The 17,344-nt window shown below is 58.0% G+C and carries 15 protein-coding genes, 1 tRNA gene and 1 riboswitch; of the genes, 8 read left to right on the plus strand and 8 right to left on the minus strand.

Going from position 1 to position 17,344, the window contains the following annotated elements; genetic code table 11:
* Positions 1 to 44: 44 nt before the first annotated feature.
* Positions 45 to 205, minus strand: a riboswitch (FMN riboswitch).
* Positions 206 to 339: 134 nt separating this feature from the next.
* The gene (gene ubiK / locus RTN40_RS12465; RefSeq protein WP_312228740.1) at positions 340 to 672 is read left to right on the plus strand and encodes a ubiquinone biosynthesis accessory factor UbiK; all 333 of its coding nucleotides are present in this window, start codon (positions 340 to 342) and stop codon (positions 670 to 672) included.
* A gap of 51 nt (positions 673 to 723) precedes the next feature.
* On the opposite strand, the gene hldE is transcribed toward ubiK, so the two are convergent.
* Genes hldE through RTN40_RS12480 form a run of 3 tightly spaced genes read right to left on the minus strand, consistent with a single transcriptional unit; the run spans position 724 to position 6,370 of the window.
* Positions 724 to 2,148: a bifunctional D-glycero-beta-D-manno-heptose-7-phosphate kinase/D-glycero-beta-D-manno-heptose 1-phosphate adenylyltransferase HldE gene (gene hldE, locus RTN40_RS12470; RefSeq protein ID WP_312228741.1), complete on the minus strand. Its 1,425-nt coding sequence runs from the start codon at positions 2,146 to 2,148 to the stop codon at positions 724 to 726.
* Between the two features lie 46 nt (positions 2,149 to 2,194).
* Complete coding sequence (glnE, locus tag RTN40_RS12475) at positions 2,195 to 5,047, minus strand: bifunctional [glutamate--ammonia ligase]-adenylyl-L-tyrosine phosphorylase/[glutamate--ammonia-ligase] adenylyltransferase (protein WP_312228742.1); 2,853 nt, start codon at positions 5,045 to 5,047, stop codon at positions 2,195 to 2,197.
* A 21-nt stretch (positions 5,048 to 5,068) separates the two neighbouring features.
* Positions 5,069 to 6,370 carry an inorganic triphosphatase gene (locus RTN40_RS12480; protein ID WP_312228743.1) on the minus strand — a complete coding sequence of 434 codons (1,302 nt, stop codon included), beginning with the start codon at positions 6,368 to 6,370 and terminating at the stop codon, positions 5,069 to 5,071.
* A 209-nt stretch (positions 6,371 to 6,579) separates the two neighbouring features.
* On the opposite strand from RTN40_RS12480, the gene RTN40_RS12485 reads away from it, so the two are divergent.
* Both RTN40_RS12485 and RTN40_RS12490 read left to right on the plus strand, forming a co-directional pair.
* Positions 6,580 to 7,197, plus strand: a complete 618-nt coding sequence (locus tag RTN40_RS12485) for a TIGR04211 family SH3 domain-containing protein (RefSeq protein WP_312228744.1) — start codon at positions 6,580 to 6,582, stop codon at positions 7,195 to 7,197.
* Between the two features lie 67 nt (positions 7,198 to 7,264).
* Entirely contained in the window at positions 7,265 to 8,506 is a 1,242-nt protein-coding gene (locus tag RTN40_RS12490) for a multifunctional CCA addition/repair protein (RefSeq protein WP_312228745.1), read from the plus strand.
* Positions 8,507 to 8,524: 18 nt separating this feature from the next.
* Here the strand turns inward: RTN40_RS12490 and bacA are convergent, their stop codons facing one another.
* On the minus strand, positions 8,525 to 9,343 hold the full coding sequence (gene bacA, locus RTN40_RS12495; protein ID WP_312228746.1) for an undecaprenyl-diphosphate phosphatase: 819 nt from the start codon (positions 9,341 to 9,343) through the stop codon (positions 8,525 to 8,527).
* A 107-nt stretch (positions 9,344 to 9,450) separates the two neighbouring features.
* Complete coding sequence (gene folB / locus RTN40_RS12500) at positions 9,451 to 9,819, minus strand: bifunctional dihydroneopterin aldolase/7,8-dihydroneopterin epimerase (RefSeq protein WP_312212066.1); 369 nt, start codon at positions 9,817 to 9,819, stop codon at positions 9,451 to 9,453.
* Between the two features lie 107 nt (positions 9,820 to 9,926).
* Here folB and plsY point away from each other — a divergent pair, with 107 nt between their 5' ends.
* The gene (gene plsY / locus RTN40_RS12505) at positions 9,927 to 10,559 is read left to right on the plus strand and encodes a glycerol-3-phosphate 1-O-acyltransferase PlsY (protein WP_312228747.1); all 633 of its coding nucleotides are present in this window, start codon (positions 9,927 to 9,929) and stop codon (positions 10,557 to 10,559) included.
* A 36-nt stretch (positions 10,560 to 10,595) separates the two neighbouring features.
* On the opposite strand, the gene tsaD is transcribed toward plsY, so the two are convergent.
* Positions 10,596 to 11,609 (minus strand): tRNA (adenosine(37)-N6)-threonylcarbamoyltransferase complex transferase subunit TsaD, encoded by a 1,014-nt coding sequence (tsaD, locus tag RTN40_RS12510; RefSeq protein WP_312228748.1) that lies wholly within the window; start codon positions 11,607 to 11,609, stop codon positions 10,596 to 10,598.
* 240 nt (positions 11,610 to 11,849) lie between these two features.
* On the opposite strand from tsaD, the gene rpsU reads away from it, so the two are divergent.
* The 3 genes from rpsU (at position 11,850) to rpoD (ending at position 15,944) form a co-directional block, all read left to right on the plus strand.
* Positions 11,850 to 12,065 (plus strand): 30S ribosomal protein S21, encoded by a 216-nt coding sequence (gene rpsU, locus RTN40_RS12515; RefSeq protein ID WP_001144069.1) that lies wholly within the window; start codon positions 11,850 to 11,852, stop codon positions 12,063 to 12,065.
* A gap of 136 nt (positions 12,066 to 12,201) precedes the next feature.
* Positions 12,202 to 13,947 (plus strand): DNA primase, encoded by a 1,746-nt coding sequence (dnaG, locus tag RTN40_RS12520; RefSeq protein ID WP_312228749.1) that lies wholly within the window; start codon positions 12,202 to 12,204, stop codon positions 13,945 to 13,947.
* A gap of 149 nt (positions 13,948 to 14,096) precedes the next feature.
* The gene (gene rpoD, locus RTN40_RS12525) at positions 14,097 to 15,944 is read left to right on the plus strand and encodes an RNA polymerase sigma factor RpoD (RefSeq protein WP_312228750.1); all 1,848 of its coding nucleotides are present in this window, start codon (positions 14,097 to 14,099) and stop codon (positions 15,942 to 15,944) included.
* A 60-nt stretch (positions 15,945 to 16,004) separates the two neighbouring features.
* Here the strand turns inward: rpoD and mug are convergent, their stop codons facing one another.
* Positions 16,005 to 16,511, minus strand: coding sequence for a G/U mismatch-specific DNA glycosylase (gene mug, locus RTN40_RS12530; RefSeq protein WP_312228751.1), 507 nt, complete (start codon positions 16,509 to 16,511; stop codon positions 16,005 to 16,007).
* Between the two features lie 125 nt (positions 16,512 to 16,636).
* Between mug and RTN40_RS12535 the strand changes: the two genes are divergently transcribed.
* A tRNA-Ile gene (locus RTN40_RS12535) sits at positions 16,637 to 16,712 on the plus strand.
* A 132-nt stretch (positions 16,713 to 16,844) separates the two neighbouring features.
* Here the strand turns inward: RTN40_RS12535 and tssD are convergent.
* Positions 16,845 to 17,342, minus strand: coding sequence for a type VI secretion system tube protein TssD (gene tssD, locus RTN40_RS12540; RefSeq protein WP_312228752.1), 498 nt, complete (start codon positions 17,340 to 17,342; stop codon positions 16,845 to 16,847).
* Positions 17,343 to 17,344: the final 2 nt, after the last annotated feature.

Genomic DNA, 17,344 nt, shown 5'->3' on the forward strand with positions numbered 1-17,344 from the left:
AAGCGGCAAAAAAATAACGTGAGCGGGCGCGAACCCGACTGGATCGTTACTCTCTCCCATCCGGACTTTAACCGTCGGCCCCGGAATTACACCGGATCTGCTGACCTCCATACATGACATGATAAATCGCATGGAGCGCTCGCGGGCTTTCAGCCTGAGCTGATTTACCGCCGGTGGGGAATTTCGCCCCGCCCTGAGAATAAGCGGATTAACTATAACGCTATTGATTATCTCCGGCAATCCATTCACCGTAACAATTCTGCTTTCACGCGGCATAATCCACGTTACACTAAACCACGCTACACTAATGTTAATACTTACCAGTTCAGGGAAACGACTATGATTGACCCGAAAAAAATTGAACAGATCGCCCGCCAGGTTCATGAGTCAATGCCGAAAGGCATTCGTGACTTCGGTGAGGATGTAGAGAAGAAGATCCGCCAGACGCTGCAATCCCAGCTGGCGCGACTCGACCTGGTGAGCCGTGAAGAGTTTGATGTCCAGACGCAGGTTCTGCTGCGCACCCGTGAGAAACTGACCGCGCTGGAGCAGCGCATCAGCGATCTGGAGAACCGTCCTGCGGCCGCGCCCACTGAACCGAACCAGGCGCAAGAGCTGCCGAGCGAAGTGAAACCCGCACCGGCTATCCCGCCGGTGGAGAATATTGACTGATCCTTTAGTCGGTATTGCCCGGTGGCGATAACGCTTACCGGGCCTACAGGATCAGTTTTTCTGGATCTTCTTGATGATATTGGTGGTTGAGCAGCCGTCTTCGAAGTTCAGCACCTGCACGTCGCCGCCGTTAGCCCACACCTCTTTGCTACCCGCGATATCTTCCGGCTTGTAGTCGCCGCCCTTCACCAGCAGATCCGGCAGGATCCCGGCGATCAGGCGCTGCGGCGTATCTTCTTCGAACGACACCACCCAGTCCACGGCTTCCAGCGCACCGAGCACGATCATGCGCTGCTCAAGCGGGTTAACCGGACGCGTCGGCCCTTTCAGGCGGCTGGTGGAAGCATCGCTGTTCACCGCCACGATCAGACGATCGCCGAGCTTACGCGCGTTAGCCAGGTAGGAGACGTGGCCCGCGTGCAGAATATCGAACACGCCGTTGGTCATCACCACTTTCTCGCCGCGCTTGCGTGCCGCCGCCACCGCCTGCTTCAGCTCCGCTTCGTTCATCACGCCGAAGCCGGTTTCTGACCGACCACGTACGGCGTTCTCCAGCTCGATAGGCGAAACGGTAGAGGTGCCGAGCTTACCGACCACCACGCCTGCCGCAGCGTTAGCAAAGTAGCAGGCCTCTTCCAGCGAGTTTCCCGCCGCCAGCGTGGCCGCCAGCACGCCAATGACCGTGTCGCCCGCGCCGGTCACGTCATAGACCTCCTGTGCCTGGGTCGGCATGTGCAGCGGCGCTTTGCCCGGCTGCAGCAGGGTCATCCCCTGCTCGGAGCGCGTCACCAGCAGCGCGGAGAGATCGAAATCGGCGATCAGCTTCATGCCGCGCGCGACGATCTCCTCTTCGTTTTTACACTTCCCGGCCACCGCCTCAAACTCAGAGAGGTTTGGCGTCAGCAGGGTTGCGCCGCGATAGCGCTCGAAATCGTTGCCTTTCGGATCGATAAGCACAGGCACGTTGGCTTTGCGTGCCAGGGCGATCATCTGCTGCACGCTGGCCAGCGCACCTTTGCCGTAGTCGGAGAGGATCAGCGCGCCGATGTTGCCCAGCGCCTGGTTAATGCGCTCGTGTAGCGGCTCGGGATCCACGCCCTCAAACCCCTCTTCAAAGTCGAGGCGGATCAGCTGCTGGTTGCGCGACAGTACGCGCAGCTTGGTAATGGTAGGATGGGTCGGAACGGAAACGAAGTCGCACTTGACGTTAACGTCGGCCAGCGTTTTGCTCAGCGCGCGCGCGGCGTCATCAATGCCGGTCAGGCCAACCAGGCGCGAGTGTGCGCCGAGAGAGGCAATGTTCATCGCCACGTTCGCCGCGCCGCCAGGCCGCTCTTCAACCGCATCGACCTTAACCACCGGTACAGGCGCTTCCGGTGAGATACGGCTGGTCGGGCCATACCAGTAGCGATCTAACATCACGTCACCGACGACCATCACCCCTGCACGTTCAAACTCTGGCAGCGTTACTTTCATTCCTGTCCCCCTGGAGATACAAAATTTGCGCGCGATAATATCATACTTAACTTTGCACGCACGGTTTTAGCAGCCACTTCTGCCAGCTGGCACTGACCTGCTCCCGCTCTTCGGCAAACTCCGTTTCCGGCACGTGCCCGGGCTGCTCCTGCAGCGCCAGATGGTGCAGCGCATCGCGCAGCGTGGTGTAGGCATGGGTCAGCGCCTGCGCCTCTTGCTCATCCATAATGGCGTTCTGCGCCAGCAGCTCAAGGATACGTACGTTATCGGACCAACGCGTCAGCTTTGGCTTCTGGTGAGCGTGGCCCAGCACCAGATACTGAGCGATAAATTCAATGTCGGTAATCCCGCCCGCGTCGGCCTTCAGATCGAAACGCTCGCGGTGCTTGTTGCCGAGATGAGCGCGCATCTTCTCGCGCATCTCACGCACCTCGGTTTGCAGCTTCTCGCCGTCGCGGGGCGTCATCAAAATGGCGCGGCGGATCTCGTCGAAGCGGGATTTCAGCTGCGGATCGCCATATACCACCCGGGCGCGAACCAGCGCCTGATGCTCCCAGGTCCACGCCTCGTTCTGCTGGTAATCAGCAAAGGCATCGGCGGTGGTAACCAGCATCCCCGCTGCGCCAGAAGGCCGCAGGCGGGCGTCCACCTCGTAGAGAATGCCCGACGAGGTGCGGGTGCTGAAGAGATGCATGATGCGCTGGGCGAGGCGCAGGTAGAACTGACGACCATCGATCTCTCGCTCGCCGTCGGTCATTACGTCTGCCGGGCAGTCGTGCAGGAAGACCAGATCGAGATCGGAGCTGTAACCCAGCTCCCAGCCGCCGAGCTTGCCATAGCCCACAACCGCAAAACCATGTCCCTCCCGGTCGCGCAGGTGCGTTGGCTGACCAAAGCGCGCCACCATCTGAGTCCACGCCTGCTGGACCACCGCGTCAATCATCGCCTCCGCCAGCCAGGTTAAGTGATCGCTCACTTTCATTACCGGCAGCGTACCGGCAATGTCCGCCGCTGCCACGCGCAGCAGCTGGGCCTGCTTAAACTGGCGCAGGGCCTCCAGCTGCTGCTCTTCATCCTCCTCCGGCACGCGAAGCAGATACTGGCGCAGTTCGTCCCGGTAGGCGTCCATCGCCGTCGGCTGATAGAGCGTATTGGGATCCAGCAGCTCATCCAGCAGCAGCGGATAGCGCGCCAGCTGGCTGGCCACCATTGGCGAGGCGGCGCAGAGAGAGATCAGATGCTTGAGCGCGCCGGGGAACTCACTCAGCAGCTCAAGATAGGTGGTGCGAGTGACAATCCCGGTCAGAAGCGGCATCAGCCGCGCCAGCGGTACCGGGGCGTCAGCACGGGGGCAGACCTCGCTGAGCAGGTGTGGCATCAGGTGATCGAGCACCTGGCGGCCGCGCGGGCCGATGGTCCGGCGGGTCAGCTCCCGGCGAAAATCGGCGATCAGCGCCACCACACGGATGCGATCGCTATCGGAGAGATGGGCCAGCACCGGCGTAGCGTCATCGTCTTCCAGCGTATCCTGCCACAGCTCCCGCCACTGCTCCGACAGCTGCTCGTCCTGGGTGTCGGTATCGTCATCGCCAATCAGCTCATTAAAGACGCGGCGCACGGCGGCCATGTGCCGATCCAGGGTTTCGCTGAGCGCCTGCCAGTCCGCGACGCCCATTGCCCAGGCCAGCCGGGCGCGGTTAAGCTCATCCCCCGGCAGGGTCTGGGTCTGCTCGTCGTTGATGCTTTGCAGCAGGTTCTCCAGCCGCCGCAGCCAGAGGTAGGCCGCCCGCAGCGTATCGGCATCCCCCGCCGGCAGAAGATGAAGCTGCTCAATGGCGGTCAGCGTCGGCAGCAGCGAGCGCTGCTGAAGCGACGGCTCGCGTCCGCCGCGGATCAGCTGGAAGACCTGAACGATAAACTCCACCTCGCGAATACCACCGGCCCCCAGCTTAATGTTGTCTTTCAGGCCACGCCGCCGTACTTCGCGAGCGATCATGCTTTTCATATTGCGCAGCGACTGGATGACGCTGAAATCAATATAGCGGCGGAAAATAAAGGGCCGCAGCATGGTCCGCAGCTCGCTGGCATAGACGCCGTCGTTGTCGCCCATGATGCGGGCCTTGACCATCGCGTAGCGCTCCCAGTCGCGCCCCTGCTCCTGGTAATAATCCTCCAGCGCGGCAAAACTCAGCACCAGCGGGCCGCTATCGCCAAAGGGACGCAGGCGCATATCCACCCGGTAGACAAATCCGTCCTGAGTGGGCTGGTCCAGCACCTTAATCAGCTTTTGACCAAGGCGGGTAAAGAACTGGGCGTTGTCCAGCTCGCGACGCCCACCGTGGGTTACGCCGTTCTCCGGCCAGGAGAAGATGAGATCGATATCCGAGGAGAAGTTCAGCTCGTTCCCCCCTAGCTTGCCCATGCCAAGGATCAGCAGCGGCTGCGGCGTGCCGTCGGCGCTGCACGGCGTGCCCCACTCCCGACAGCAGGCGGCATAGAGCCAGTCGCGGGCGCTGACGATCAGCGTCTCCGCCAGGACGCTGAGCTGCTGGAGGGTACTCTCCTCCGGCATCAGCCGCAGGGCCTGCGCCCAGGCGATGCGCACCATGATGCGGCGGCGAAACAGACGCAGCTCGCGCATCAGTGTGGCTTCATCACTGACATCAGCCAGCGCTTGCTGGAGCCATACCGAATAAGACTGCCACTCCTCCGCCTGCGGCGGCTCGCTCTCCAGCGCCGTCAGCCACTCGGGATGTGCGGCAATGCTGTCATGCACAAAATCACTAAAAGTAAGCACTGACTTCGCCTCTGCGCTAAGCGTGGAGGCGGAGAGTGTATCCGGCAGACGCTCAACGAGGGTCTGCCAGTGCTGCTGAAGCGGCGAAGAGAGCGGCATCATAAGGGGGATCCTTTGCCTGAGTTAGCGTTTTCCGCTGTGCAGCCAGAACGGCTCTTGCACAATGGCTTCGTTACGGAAGTGTTCAATTTCAATACGCTGGCGGGTTTTAATGGCGTGCTGTAAACCCTGCCAGTTCTCCAGCCATGCCCGGGCGCGGACGCCGTCGTAGTAGCCAGCCAACAGCAGCATGCTGTCGATGTCGCGTGCCAGGCGCGGAAGCTGGTCCTGGTACTTGTCTATCAGCGGCTGGGCAAAGTTACGTTTCAGCTCGGCGGCATGGCGCGACAGGTTGATATCAGCAAAGCGCTTAAACGAGTCGTTGATTTTGGCCTGCGCTTTATCATCAAGGAAGGTTCGCCAGGCGCGGGTCACCAACCACTCGGTCAGGGCCAGCTTTGCCGTGGCGATCTCCGGGCTATACACCGCCGTGGCGGCCGAAACTGCTGAGGTAATGGTCGCCTCGGACTGGGTCAGCAGATCGCGTAAGCGAGCGCTCGCTTTGCGCGGCACAATGCCGCCGAACAGCATCAGGGTGTGACGCACCAGCGCAATCGCGGCCAGCGTCTCCGCCTGCGCGTGTTTCTCGCCGCGGACCCACAGCTCTTCGTGATACTGCCACTGGGAGAGAGCCAGCTCCAGCGCCGCCTCCAGCCCCTGCTCTACGCTCGCCTTCGGCGCAACGGTCAGGATCTCCGTTGCCCGCAGCAGGCGCGGCGGATTGCCTTTCGCCAGATGGTAGCCCCGAGCGGCCTTGCTCAGGCTGCCCTGGCGCAGGCCGGTCTGGGTCACCAGCTGGCGCGCCAGCTTTAATACGTCTTCAGCCGCGCCGTTCAGCAGCTCCAGCTCCAGTTCGCATATCGGTTCAGCCAGCTCATTGGCCTTCACCTCCCCAAGATCAAGCGCAATCTCAATCCGGCTATCGCCGACGTTAACCAACCACTTCTCGCGGTCAAAGTGGGTGCTGAACAGGGGGCTAACGCGCTCGGCGAGATCCGCTGGCAGACCGCCCTCCGGCCACGCCTCCGCCGGGAAGCGGGCAAGATCCAGCTCCGGCTTGTCAATGGCCACGTTGTACTCCGGACGCTGATGCAGGCCGCCCACGGTACGTCCGGCGGTTTTGATCGTCATCTCATAGCGATCCTGCGCGCCACGAATGCGCAGGCCCATATCGTGGCTGCGCAGCCAACCTTCCGGCGTCTCATAGTAGATGTTAAGCAGCGTCGCAGGCGCAACGTGCTCATCCGTAAGGGTGTGCAGATGGTTACGCAGGGCATCCACACGGGATGGGTCAACGATAAATTTCAGTTCGATCTCTTGAGTCATGGCCTTGTACTTATGGTTATGTCACATCAGCGGAATTTTCGGCGAACTTACGCCCTCGATGTTTGTCAGTAGATAGTATTTTGCGCCAAATTTCCACGGTGCGGATCGTTTGCGACCCAGATGATTCTGATTGATACCGAATACTTTGCGTCGTCAGACTGATGCCACTACTATCGTTCCACTTTTTTTACGACAACAAATGACTGCTAATGCCTAAATTACGCCTGACCGGACTGTTTTTACTTGTATGCGTTTCTGCCGTGGCCCATGCCGAAGAAAAGCGTTACGTTTCGGATGAATTGAATACCTGGGTTCGTAGCGGCCCGGGTGATAACTATCGCCTCGTGGGTACGGTTAACGCGGGCGAAGAGGTTGCGCTGCTGCAAACCAACGGTGACTCAAACTACGGTCAGGTGCGTGACAGCAGCGGTCGTACCGCCTGGATCCCGTTGAAGGAGCTGAGCAGCGAGCCAAGCCTGCGCACCCGCGTGCCGGATCTGGAGAATCAGGTTAAGACCCTGACCGATAAGCTGACCAACATCGATAATACCTGGAACCAGCGCACCGCCGACATGCAGCAGAAGGTTGCCCAGAGCGACAGCGTGATCAACGGCCTGAAACAAGAGAACCAGCAGCTTAAAAATCAGCTGATTGTCGCGCAGAAGAAGGTAAATGCCGCGAACCTGCAGCTGGACGACAAACAGCGCACCATCATCATGCAGTGGTTTATGTATGGCGGGGGCGTGCTCGGCGCGGGGCTGTTCTTAGGCCTGGTACTGCCGCACATCATCCCCAGCCGCAAGCGTAAAGACCGCTGGATGAGCTGAACCGGATTAGCCATTTTCTCTACACTTAACGTATCATCAGTTAAAAGTATGTTAGGAGAGTGGCGTAGTGAAGAGTTATCTGGTCGGTGGTGCTGTTCGGGATGCGTTGTTAGGGCTACCGGTTAAAGATAAAGACTGGGTGGTAGTGGGTGCAACTCCTCAGGAGATGCTGGATGCGGGCTACCAGCAGGTTGGCCGCGATTTTCCGGTGTTTCTCCACCCAAAAAGCCGGGAAGAGTACGCCCTGGCGCGTACCGAGCGGAAATCCGGCTTTGGCTATACCGGCTTCTCCTGCTATGCCGCGCCCGACGTCACCCTCGAGCAGGATCTGCTCCGCCGCGACCTGACCGTGAACGCTCTCGCCCAGGACGCCGACGGTAAGATCATCGACCCCTACCATGGCCTGGCGGATCTCAAGAGCCGCACCCTGCGCCATGTCTCTCCGGCCTTTGGCGAGGATCCTCTCCGCGTGCTGCGCGTGGCGCGCTTTGCTGCCCGCTATGCCCATCTCAGCTTCCGTATTGCCGACGAAACCATGGCCTTGATGCGCGAGATGACCGCCGCCGGCGAGCTGGAGCACCTGACGCCGGAGCGCGTCTGGAAGGAGACGGAAAACGCCCTCGCCAGCCGCAACCCGCAGGTCTACTTTATGACGCTGCGCGAGTGCGGTGCGCTAAAGGTGCTGTTCCCGGAGCTTGATGTTCTGTTTGGCATCCCTGCCCCGGCAAAGTGGCATCCGGAGATCGATACCGGCATCCACGTGCTGATGACGGTCTCAATGGCGGCGATGCTCAGCCCGGATATCGACGTGCGCTTCGCCACGCTCTGCCACGATCTTGGCAAGGGCCTGACGCCACCGGCGCTGTGGCCGCGCCACCACGGGCACGGCCTGGCGGGCGTCAAGCTGGTCAGCAACCTGTGCGAACGCCTGCGCGTGCCTAATGAGCTACGCGATCTGGCTAAGCTGGTGGCGGAGTTTCACGACCTGATCCACACCTTCCCGATCCTTAAACCGCAGACCATCGTCAAGCTGTTCGACTCCATTGACGCCTGGCGCAAGCCCCAGCGCGTGGAGCAGATCGCCCTGACCAGCGAAGCCGACGTGCGCGGGCGCACCCACTTTGAGGCCAGCGACTATCCGCAGGGGCGACTGCTGCGCGAAGCGTGGGAAGTGGCGAAGGCGGTATCGACTAAAGAGGTGGTGGCAGCAGGCTTTAAGGGGGCTGAAATTCGCGAGGAGCTGACCCAGCGGCGAATTGATGCAGTCGCGAAGTGGAAAGCAGCGCGCTGCCCTCAGCCACAGGTGTGAGGGCAGCCGCCTTAACGCTTAAAAGAAGACGACGTAGACCGCCGCCGCCACAATAAAGCGGTAGATAGCAAACGGAATAAACGAGATCCGCTTAATCAGCTGCAGGAAGGTTTTGATCGCCACCAGCGCCACGATAAAGGCGGTGATAAAGCCAACGGCAAACATCGGGATATCGGCGGCCGTCAGGAAGTGATAGCTCTTGTAGAGATCCAGCGCGGTAGCACCCATCATCATCGGCACCGCCAGCAGGAACGAGAACTCCGACGCGGCATAGCGGCTTACGCCCATCAGCATCCCGCCGGAGATGGTCGCGCCGGAGCGGGAGAAGCCCGGCCACAGCGCCAGACACTGGAAGCAGCCGATCATAAAGGCCTGACGATAGGTCATATCATCCAGCCCCGGCGCACGCGGGGTTTTCGGCTTCAGGCACTCAGCGGCAATCAGCAGGAAGCCGCCGACCACCAGGGCGTACATCACGTTGATGGGGTTAAACAGGCTCTTGATCGTGTCATGGAACACCAGCCCCAGCACCACCGCCGGGATCATCCCCAGCAGGATGTGGATCAGCGTTAAGCGCCCTTTGCCTTCGCCCTCGTGCGGGGGATGACCAAAGTGGATGCCGATCAGGCCAAACAGGCGACGCCAGAACATCACCACCACCGCAAGGATCGAACCCAGCTGGATCACCACCTCAAAGGTTTTAGCCGTATCACCTTCGAACCCCAGCAGGTGTCCGACGATAATCATGTGACCGGTACTGGAGACCGGCAAAAACTCCGTTAACCCTTCGACGACGCCCAAAATGGCCGCCACCAGCAGGGAGTGCATATCGCTCATCACTTAAACCCCTAAAAGACATAAAAAAACGGCTTACGCATCCCCAAGCCGCGAAAAGACACACACGTGAGACCTGTATAGTGCCGGTTGGTTTAATAATTATGAATTTAAATGTTTTCTTTCAGACTATTGCCACGCTCAATGATTACCCCGACGTTGGCCGCCCGCGCTACCGCCCCCGGCTTGCTGACCTTAATACGCAGCCAGGGCGAGTTGAACCGGCTCAGGAGCAGATCCGCCACCTCTTCCGCCACCCGCTCCACCAGCGCAAAGCGCTGTCCCTCAACGTGGCTCACCACTGCATCGGCAATGTCGGCATAGCTCAGGCAGTCGTTGACGTCATCGCTTTTCGCCGCTGCCCGGTTATCCCATGCCATTTCGATATCGAACACCAGTTTCTGCTCGATAGTCTGTTCCCAGTCGTAAACACCGATTGTGGTGATTACCGAAAGTTGCTCTATAAATACAATGTCCATCACGCACCGTCCGCTTTTTGGCTAACCTGGATACCACTTTCAAAAAATTATGCGTATTATCCACGGATGCTGAGAATAAAACGACATTTTCAAAACGGAACAGCGTTATGAGTGCAATCGCGCCTGGAATGATCCTCCTCGCGTACCTTTGCGGCTCAATCTCCAGCGCCATTCTGGTCTGCCGCATCGCGGGTCTGCCTGACCCTCGCGAGAGTGGCTCCGGCAATCCCGGAGCGACCAACGTCCTGCGAATTGGCGGCAAGAGTGCAGCCGTAGCGGTACTGATTTTTGACGTGCTGAAAGGCATGCTCCCGGTGTGGGGCGCTTATGCGCTGGGCGTTACCCCCTTCTGGCTGGGGCTGATTGCTATCGCCGCCTGTCTGGGCCACATCTGGCCGGTTTTCTTTGGTTTTAAAGGCGGAAAAGGCGTGGCTACCGCGTTTGGCGCGATTGCGCCGATTGGCTGGGATCTTACCGGCGTCATGGCCGGCACCTGGCTGCTGACTATTCTTCTGAGCGGCTACTCCTCTCTGGGGGCCATCGTCAGCGCGCTGATCGCCCCGTTCTATGTCTGGTGGTTTAAGCCCCAGTTTACCTTCCCGGTCTCGATGCTTTCCTGCCTGATTCTGCTTCGTCATCACGACAATATTCAGCGCCTGTGGCGTCATCAGGAGACTAAAATCTGGACCAAGCTGAAGAAAAAGCGCGAGAAAGATGAGGAAGTGAAGGAAGAAGAGTAGGCCCGGCCAGCAGAGCGCCACCGGGCTAAAAGGCAATTATGCCGCCGGTAGCTCCGCCAGCGGCCAGCGCGGACGCACGCTCACGCTGAGATCGGCCAGGCTACCCGCCTTCAGACGCACCATGCCCGCATAGGCGATCATCGCCCCATTATCGGTACAAAACTCCGGTCGCGCATAGAAGACTTCACCCCGACGCTTCTGCATCATCTCTGCCAGCTTCGCTCGCAGCGTACGGTTGGCGCTCACGCCGCCCGCCATCACCAGCCGCTTAAAGCCGGTCTGATCCAGGCCGCGCTTGCACTTGATCATCAGGGTATCCACCACCGCATCCTCAAAGGCGCGGGCGATATCCGCCCGGGTCTGGTCGTCATTACCGTTGTTACGAATGGTATTGGCGGCAAAGGTCTTGAGACCGGAGAAGCTGAAGTCCAGACCTGGACGATCGGTCATCGGACGCGGGAAAACAAAGCGCCCTTCCGTGCCGTCAGCCGCCATTTTCGACAGCATTGGCCCGCCGGGATAGTCCAGCCCCAGCAGCTTCGCCGTCTTATCGAACGCCTCACCGGCGGCATCGTCAATGGATTCCCCCAGCAATTCATACTGGCCGATACCGGTCACGCTAATCAGCTGCGTATGGCCGCCGGAGACCAGCAGCGCCACAAACGGAAACTCGGGCGGATTCTCTTCCAGCATCGGAGCCAGCAGATGCCCTTCCATATGGTGAACCGCGATGGCCGGCACGTTCCAGGCGAACGCCAGCGAGCGTCCTACCGTTGCGCCGACCAGCAGCGCCCCGACCAGGCCAGGGCCTGCGGTATAGGCCACAGCATCGATATCTTTAGCGGCCAGATTTGCCTCTTTCAGCGCGGCCTGGATCAGCGGCACGGTTTTGCGCACGTGATCGCGGGAGGCCAGCTCCGGCACCACGCCGCCGTAGTCAGCGTGCAGTTTCACCTGACTATACAATTGGTTGGCTAAAAGCCCGTTTTCATCATCGTAGATGGCGATGCCGGTTTCATCGCAGGATGTTTCAATTCCCAATACACGCATGGCTATTCTTTACCTCTTTGCAATACCGCGCAGTGTAGGGTCATGGACGGTGGTTGTAAAACTATTGTTCAACCCAGACGCAGAGGTCGTGTATACTCCCCCTCCTTATGAGAGCGCCCTTGTAAAAAGGGCTGCGGTGCTTTACAAAGCAGCAGCATTTGCAGTAAAATTCCGCACCATTTTGAAATAAGCTGGCGTTGATGCCAGCGGCAAACCGAATTAATCAAAGGTGAGAGGCACATGCCGGTAATTAAAGTACGTGAAAACGAGCCGTTCGACGTAGCTCTGCGTCGCTTCAAGCGTTCCTGTGAGAAAGCAGGTGTTCTGGCGGAAGTTCGTCGTCGTGAGTTCTATGAAAAACCGACTACCGAACGTAAACGCGCCAAAGCTTCCGCTGTGAAACGTCACGCGAAGAAACTGGCTCGCGAAAACGCACGCCGTACTCGTCTGTACTAATTAGCTGAGGGTGTTGACCCTCAGTTTACAGACAGAGTTGTAGTTGTAAGGCCGTGCTTCCGAAAGGAATGCGCGGCTTATTTTCGTTTATAATCTGACATACCTTAACGCATCACGCTAAAGGTAGACGGGGCCTATGGCTGGACGAATCCCACGAGTCTTTATTAATGACCTGCTGGCACGCACCGACATCGTCGATCTCATCGACGCGCGGGTGAAGCTGAAAAAGCAGGGCAAGAATTTTCACGCGTGCTGTCCGTTCCATAACGAAAAAACCCCCTCTTTCACCGTGAACGGTGAGAAACAGTTTTACCACTGCTTCGGCTGCGGCGCCCACGGCAACGCCATCGACTTTCTGATGAACTACGACAAGCTTGAGTTCGTCGAGACCGTTGAAGAGCTGGCGGCGATGCACAACCTCGACGTGCCGTATGAAGCGGGCAACGGTCCAAGCCAGATTGAGCGCCACCAGCGGCAGACGCTCTACCAGCTGATGGACGGGCTAAACGCCTTTTATCAGCAATCTCTGAACCAGCCAGCGGCTGAACCTGCGCGCCAGTATCTGGTCCAGCGCGGCTTAAGCAGCGAAGTGATTACCCGCTTTGCCATTGGCTATGCTCCACCCGGCTGGGACAACGTTTTAAAGCGCTTTGGCGGCAACGGCGAGAATCGCCAGTCGCTGACCGACGCGGGCATGTTAGTCACTAACGATCGCGGGCGTACCTACGATCGATTCCGCGAACGCGTGATGTTCCCTATCCGCGACAAACGTGGCCGGGTGATTGGTTTTGGTGGTCGTGTCATGGGTGATGGCATGCCGAAATACCTCAACTCCCCGGAAACCGATATTTTCCATAAGGGCCGCCAGCTGTATGGCCTTTATGAAGCGCAGCAGGATAACCCTGAGCCGCCGCGCCTGCTGGTGGTCGAAGGCTATATGGACGTGGTCGCGTTGGCGCAGTACGACATTAATTATGCCGTCGCCTCGCTGGGTACTTCCACCACCGCCGAGCATATCCAGCTGCTGTTCCGCGTCACCAACAGCGTGATCTGCTGCTACGACGGCGACCGTGCAGGCCGTGAAGCCGCATGGCGTGCGCTGGAGACGGCGCTGCCGTACATGACCGACGGACGTCAGCTACGCTTTATGTTTCTGCCCGACGGCGAAGATCCGGATACGCTGGTGCGTAAAGAGGGCAAGGCGGCGTTCGAAGCGCGGATGGAGCAGGCTCAGCCGCTCTCCACGTTTCTGTTTAACAGCCTGATGCCGCAGGTAGACCTGAGCACCCCTGACGGTCGCGCGCAGCTGAGCACGCTGGCGCTGCCGCTGATAAGTCAGGTACCGGGCGAGACGCTGCGTATCTATCTCCGGCAGGAACTGGGTAATAAATTAGGCATTCTTGACGATAACCAGCTTGAACGTTTAATGCCGAAGCAGTCCGAAAGTGGTCAGCCACGCCCGGCACCGCAGCTAAAACGGACTACCATGCGTATACTGATAGGATTGCTGGTGCAGAACCCGGAGCTGGCTCCGCTGGTGCCACCGCTGGACGGTCTGGATCCGGCGAAGCTACCCGGACTTGGCTTATTCGTCCAGTTGGTCAACACTTGTCTGTCGCAGCCAGGTCTGACCACCGGACAGCTTTTAGAGCAGTATCGCGGCACAAATGAGGCCGCCACCCTTGAAAAACTGTCCATGTGGGACGATATAGCAGATAAGGATATCGCAGAAAAGACCTTCACCGATGCGTTGAACCATATGTTCGACTCGGTGCTTGAGCTACGGCTCTCTGAATTGATCGCGCGGGCGCGGACCCACGGGTTAACCCCCGCCGAGCGCGAAGAGGTGCGTGTGATTAACGAAGCGCGCGCCCGGAAGTGAATTTAACGGCTTAAGTGCCGAATAGCGATCGGGTAGATCCCGACAGCCGCTTCGAGGGCAGCGGCAAAAATATAAGCACGCCTTCGCTTTAAAGGTTGGCAGCACCACCGCCGACACCAATCAAACGAATTAAGTGTGGATACCGTCTTATGGAGCAAAACCCGCAGTCACAGCTGAAACTTCTTGTCCAACGTGGTAAGGAGCAAGGCTATTTGACCTATGCCGAGGTCAATGACCATCTGCCGGAAGATATCGTCGACTCCGACCAGATCGAAGACATCATCCAAATGATCAACGACATGGGCATTCAGGTGATGGAAGAAGCACCTGATGCCGACGATCTGCTGCTCGCTGAAAACTCAAATAACACGGATGAAGATGCGGAAGAAGCAGCGGCTCAGGTTCTGTCGAGCGTTGAATCTGAAATCGGGCGCACCACTGACCCGGTACGTATGTACATGCGCGAAATGGGTACGGTGGAGCTGCTGACCCGTGAAGGCGAAATCGACATCGCAAAACGCATTGAGGATGGTATTAACCAGGTTCAGTGCTCCGTTGCCGAGTATCCGGAAGCGATCACCTATCTGCTGGAGCAGTACGATCGCGTTGAAGCGGAAGAGGCACGCCTTTCTGACCTGATCACTGGCTTTGTTGATCCGAATGCCGAAGAAGATCTGGCTCCGACCGCGACGCACGTTGGCTCTGAGCTTTCTCAGGAAGAGCTGGATGACGACGAAGACGAAGATGAAGACGAAGACAGCGACGACAGCAGCGATGACGATAACAGCATCGATCCAGAGCTGGCTCGCGAGAAATTCGGCGAACTGCGTGCACAGTACGAAGTTACCCGCGACACCATCAAAGCGAAAGGCCGCAGCCACGCAGCCTCTCAGGAGGAGATCCTTAAGCTCTCCGAGGTGTTTAAACAGTTCCGTCTGGTGCCGAAACAGTTCGACTACCTGGTAAACAGCATGCGCGTCATGATGGACCGCGTGCGCACCCAGGAGCGCATCATCATGAAGATGTGCGTTGAGCAGTGCAAAATGCCGAAGAAGAACTTCATCACCCTCTTCACCGGCAACGAAACCAGCGAGACCTGGTTCAATGCTGCGCTGGCGATGAACAAGCCGTGGTCCGAGAAGCTGCAGGACGTGGCTGAAGACGTGCATCGTGGCCTGCAGAAGCTGCAACAGATTGAAGAAGAGACCGGCCTGACCATCGAACAGGTCAAGGATATCAACCGTCGCATGTCCATCGGCGAAGCGAAAGCGCGTCGTGCGAAGAAAGAGATGGTGGAAGCGAACCTGCGTCTGGTTATTTCTATCGCTAAGAAGTACACCAACCGTGGCCTGCAGTTCCTCGACCTGATTCAGGAAGGCAACATCGGCCTGATGAAAGCGGTTGATAAGTTTGAATACCGTCGTGGCTATAAGTTCTCGACCTATGCCACCTGGTGGATCCGTCAGGCGATCACCCGCTCTATCGCGGACCAGGCGCGTACCATCCGTATCCCGGTGCATATGATTGAGACCATCAACAAGCTCAACCGTATCTCCCGTCAGATGCTGCAGGAGATGGGCCGCGAACCGACGCCGGAAGAGCTGGCCGAGCGTATGCTGATGCCGGAAGATAAGATCCGCAAGGTGCTGAAGATCGCCAAAGAGCCAATCTCCATGGAGACGCCGATTGGTGACGACGAAGATTCGCATCTGGGTGATTTCATCGAGGATACCACCCTCGAGCTGCCGCTGGACTCTGCCACTACCGAGAGCCTGCGTGCCGCAACGCACGACGTACTGGCTGGCCTGACCGCCCGTGAAGCGAAAGTGCTGCGTATGCGTTTCGGTATCGATATGAACACTGACCACACTCTGGAAGAGGTGGGTAAGCAGTTCGACGTTACCCGTGAACGTATCCGTCAGATCGAAGCGAAAGCGCTGCGTAAGCTGCGCCACCCGAGCCGCTCTGAAGTGCTGCGTAGTTTCCTCGACGATTAATCGTTACCGTTAAAAGAAAAGCCCTCTCCGGAGGGCTTTTTTATTGGCTGTGATTTACGCCTACAATCCCCTTGCCACTAATGCCTGATCCAACTCCCTATATGACTCCACCAGCTTATCCAGCGTCGCACGGTTTAAGCCGCTGGGGTTCGGCAGCACCCATACTTCGGTGGCACCGATAGTAATGTTCTGTTTCCCCCATGCCACGCCGCGCTGGCTGAATGCCTGCTCAAAAGCCTGCTTGCCGAGGATCGCCAGCGCGTCCGGCTGGTAGTCCTCAATTTTCTTGATCAGGTCCCGTCCGCCGGTACGCAGCTCGTGCAGCTCCACCTCACTGGCCTGCACCGTTGGGCGCTCCACCAGCATGGTGATGCCACAGCGGGTATCCAGCAGCCGCTGCTCCTCTTCCGGCTTCAGCAGCTGCTCCGTAAAGCCCGCCTGGTAGATCACCTTCCAGAAACGGTTACCGGGATGCGCGAAGTGGAAACCCGTGTGGGCCGACGATTTGCCTGGATTGATGCCGCAAAACACCACCCGCAGGCCCGGCGCGAGAATATCGTTTATCATCATTGCTCCAGGTGAATTGTCCAAAATTTAGGTATAACGGGTTGATTATAGGTTGTTTACAAAAGCACCATGTACACCCGAATGACTGGATTGCAGCCACCAGTTACATTATAATCCCTCGCCACGGCCCCTTAGCTCAGTGGTTAGAGCAGGCGACTCATAATCGCTTGGTCGTTGGTTCAAACCCAACAGGGGCCACCAAATCGAGAATGGATTAGTACCAGGTATAGCTAATTAATCCAGAGAAACCCGCGCCCTATCGAGGTTTGCGGGTTTTTTTATTGCCTGGAGTGTATCGCTCGTGCCAACCATACGGCCACTGCCTGGACTGAATTAGGCAGCAAGTGTTGGACGCTTAGCCCAGCTATCGGAGTGCATTATATTACCATCCAGATAATGCCATGTAATTTTCTCGTACCGAAACTCAACAATTTCCATATGATTAAATTTTTCTTTGTTGGCGTCTTTAATATCCAGCATGACAGGCATCACATTCACCACTTTCACATTTTCCAGCAGAACGTTGAAATATTCTTCCTCCTGCCCTGCATCATTGATACGATAAAATTTCAGCTCGGCTGATTTCAACGCCTGCCCGGTGGTTAGCGCCTTATAAAGATAAGGTGAAGATGAATCAATTTCTTTTTCAATCATATACGCCATATGCTGCCGAAGGCCAGTTTGCTTGCCGCTGGCGTTATCTGTGGGAGTACTTACCCTATGATGCAGTCCTAGCGCTTCAATACTCCCCTCCCGGTCCTTAACATCCGCTGAACCTGTAATAACGTTACCGCCGTCATCTTTCAAAAATAGATAAACAGGAATGGCCATTA

The sequence above is a fragment of the Pseudescherichia sp. genome (assembly GCF_031987975.1).
In the GTDB taxonomy this organism is placed as follows: domain Bacteria; phylum Pseudomonadota; class Gammaproteobacteria; order Enterobacterales; family Enterobacteriaceae; genus Pseudescherichia.

Bases quoted from the DNA above. Each gene is read 5' to 3' on its own strand.
- hldE (WP_312228741.1), bottom strand. From the start codon at position 2,148: ATGAAAGTAACGCTGCCAGAGTTTGAACGTGCAGGGGTGATGGTCGTC.
- bacA (WP_312228746.1), bottom strand. From the start codon at position 9,343: ATGAGCGATATGCACTCCCTGCTGGTGGCGGCCATTTTGGGCGTCGTC.
- rpsU (WP_001144069.1), top strand. From the start codon at position 11,850: ATGCCGGTAATTAAAGTACGTGAAAACGAGCCGTTCGACGTAGCTCTG.
- tsaD (WP_312228748.1), bottom strand. From the start codon at position 11,609: ATGCGTGTATTGGGAATTGAAACATCCTGCGATGAAACCGGCATCGCC.
- tssD (WP_312228752.1), bottom strand. From the start codon at position 17,342: ATGGCCATTCCTGTTTATCTATTTTTGAAAGATGACGGCGGTAACGTT.
- RTN40_RS12480 (WP_312228743.1), bottom strand. From the start codon at position 6,370: ATGACTCAAGAGATCGAACTGAAATTTATCGTTGACCCATCCCGTGTG.
- plsY (WP_312228747.1), top strand. From the start codon at position 9,927: ATGAGTGCAATCGCGCCTGGAATGATCCTCCTCGCGTACCTTTGCGGC.
- glnE (WP_312228742.1), bottom strand. From the start codon at position 5,047: ATGATGCCGCTCTCTTCGCCGCTTCAGCAGCACTGGCAGACCCTCGTT.
- rpoD (WP_312228750.1), top strand. From the start codon at position 14,097: ATGGAGCAAAACCCGCAGTCACAGCTGAAACTTCTTGTCCAACGTGGT.
- RTN40_RS12485 (WP_312228744.1), top strand. From the start codon at position 6,580: ATGCCTAAATTACGCCTGACCGGACTGTTTTTACTTGTATGCGTTTCT.
- dnaG (WP_312228749.1), top strand. From the start codon at position 12,202: ATGGCTGGACGAATCCCACGAGTCTTTATTAATGACCTGCTGGCACGC.
- folB (WP_312212066.1), bottom strand. From the start codon at position 9,819: ATGGACATTGTATTTATAGAGCAACTTTCGGTAATCACCACAATCGGT.
- mug (WP_312228751.1), bottom strand. From the start codon at position 16,511: ATGATAAACGATATTCTCGCGCCGGGCCTGCGGGTGGTGTTTTGCGGC.
- ubiK (WP_312228740.1), top strand. From the start codon at position 340: ATGATTGACCCGAAAAAAATTGAACAGATCGCCCGCCAGGTTCATGAG.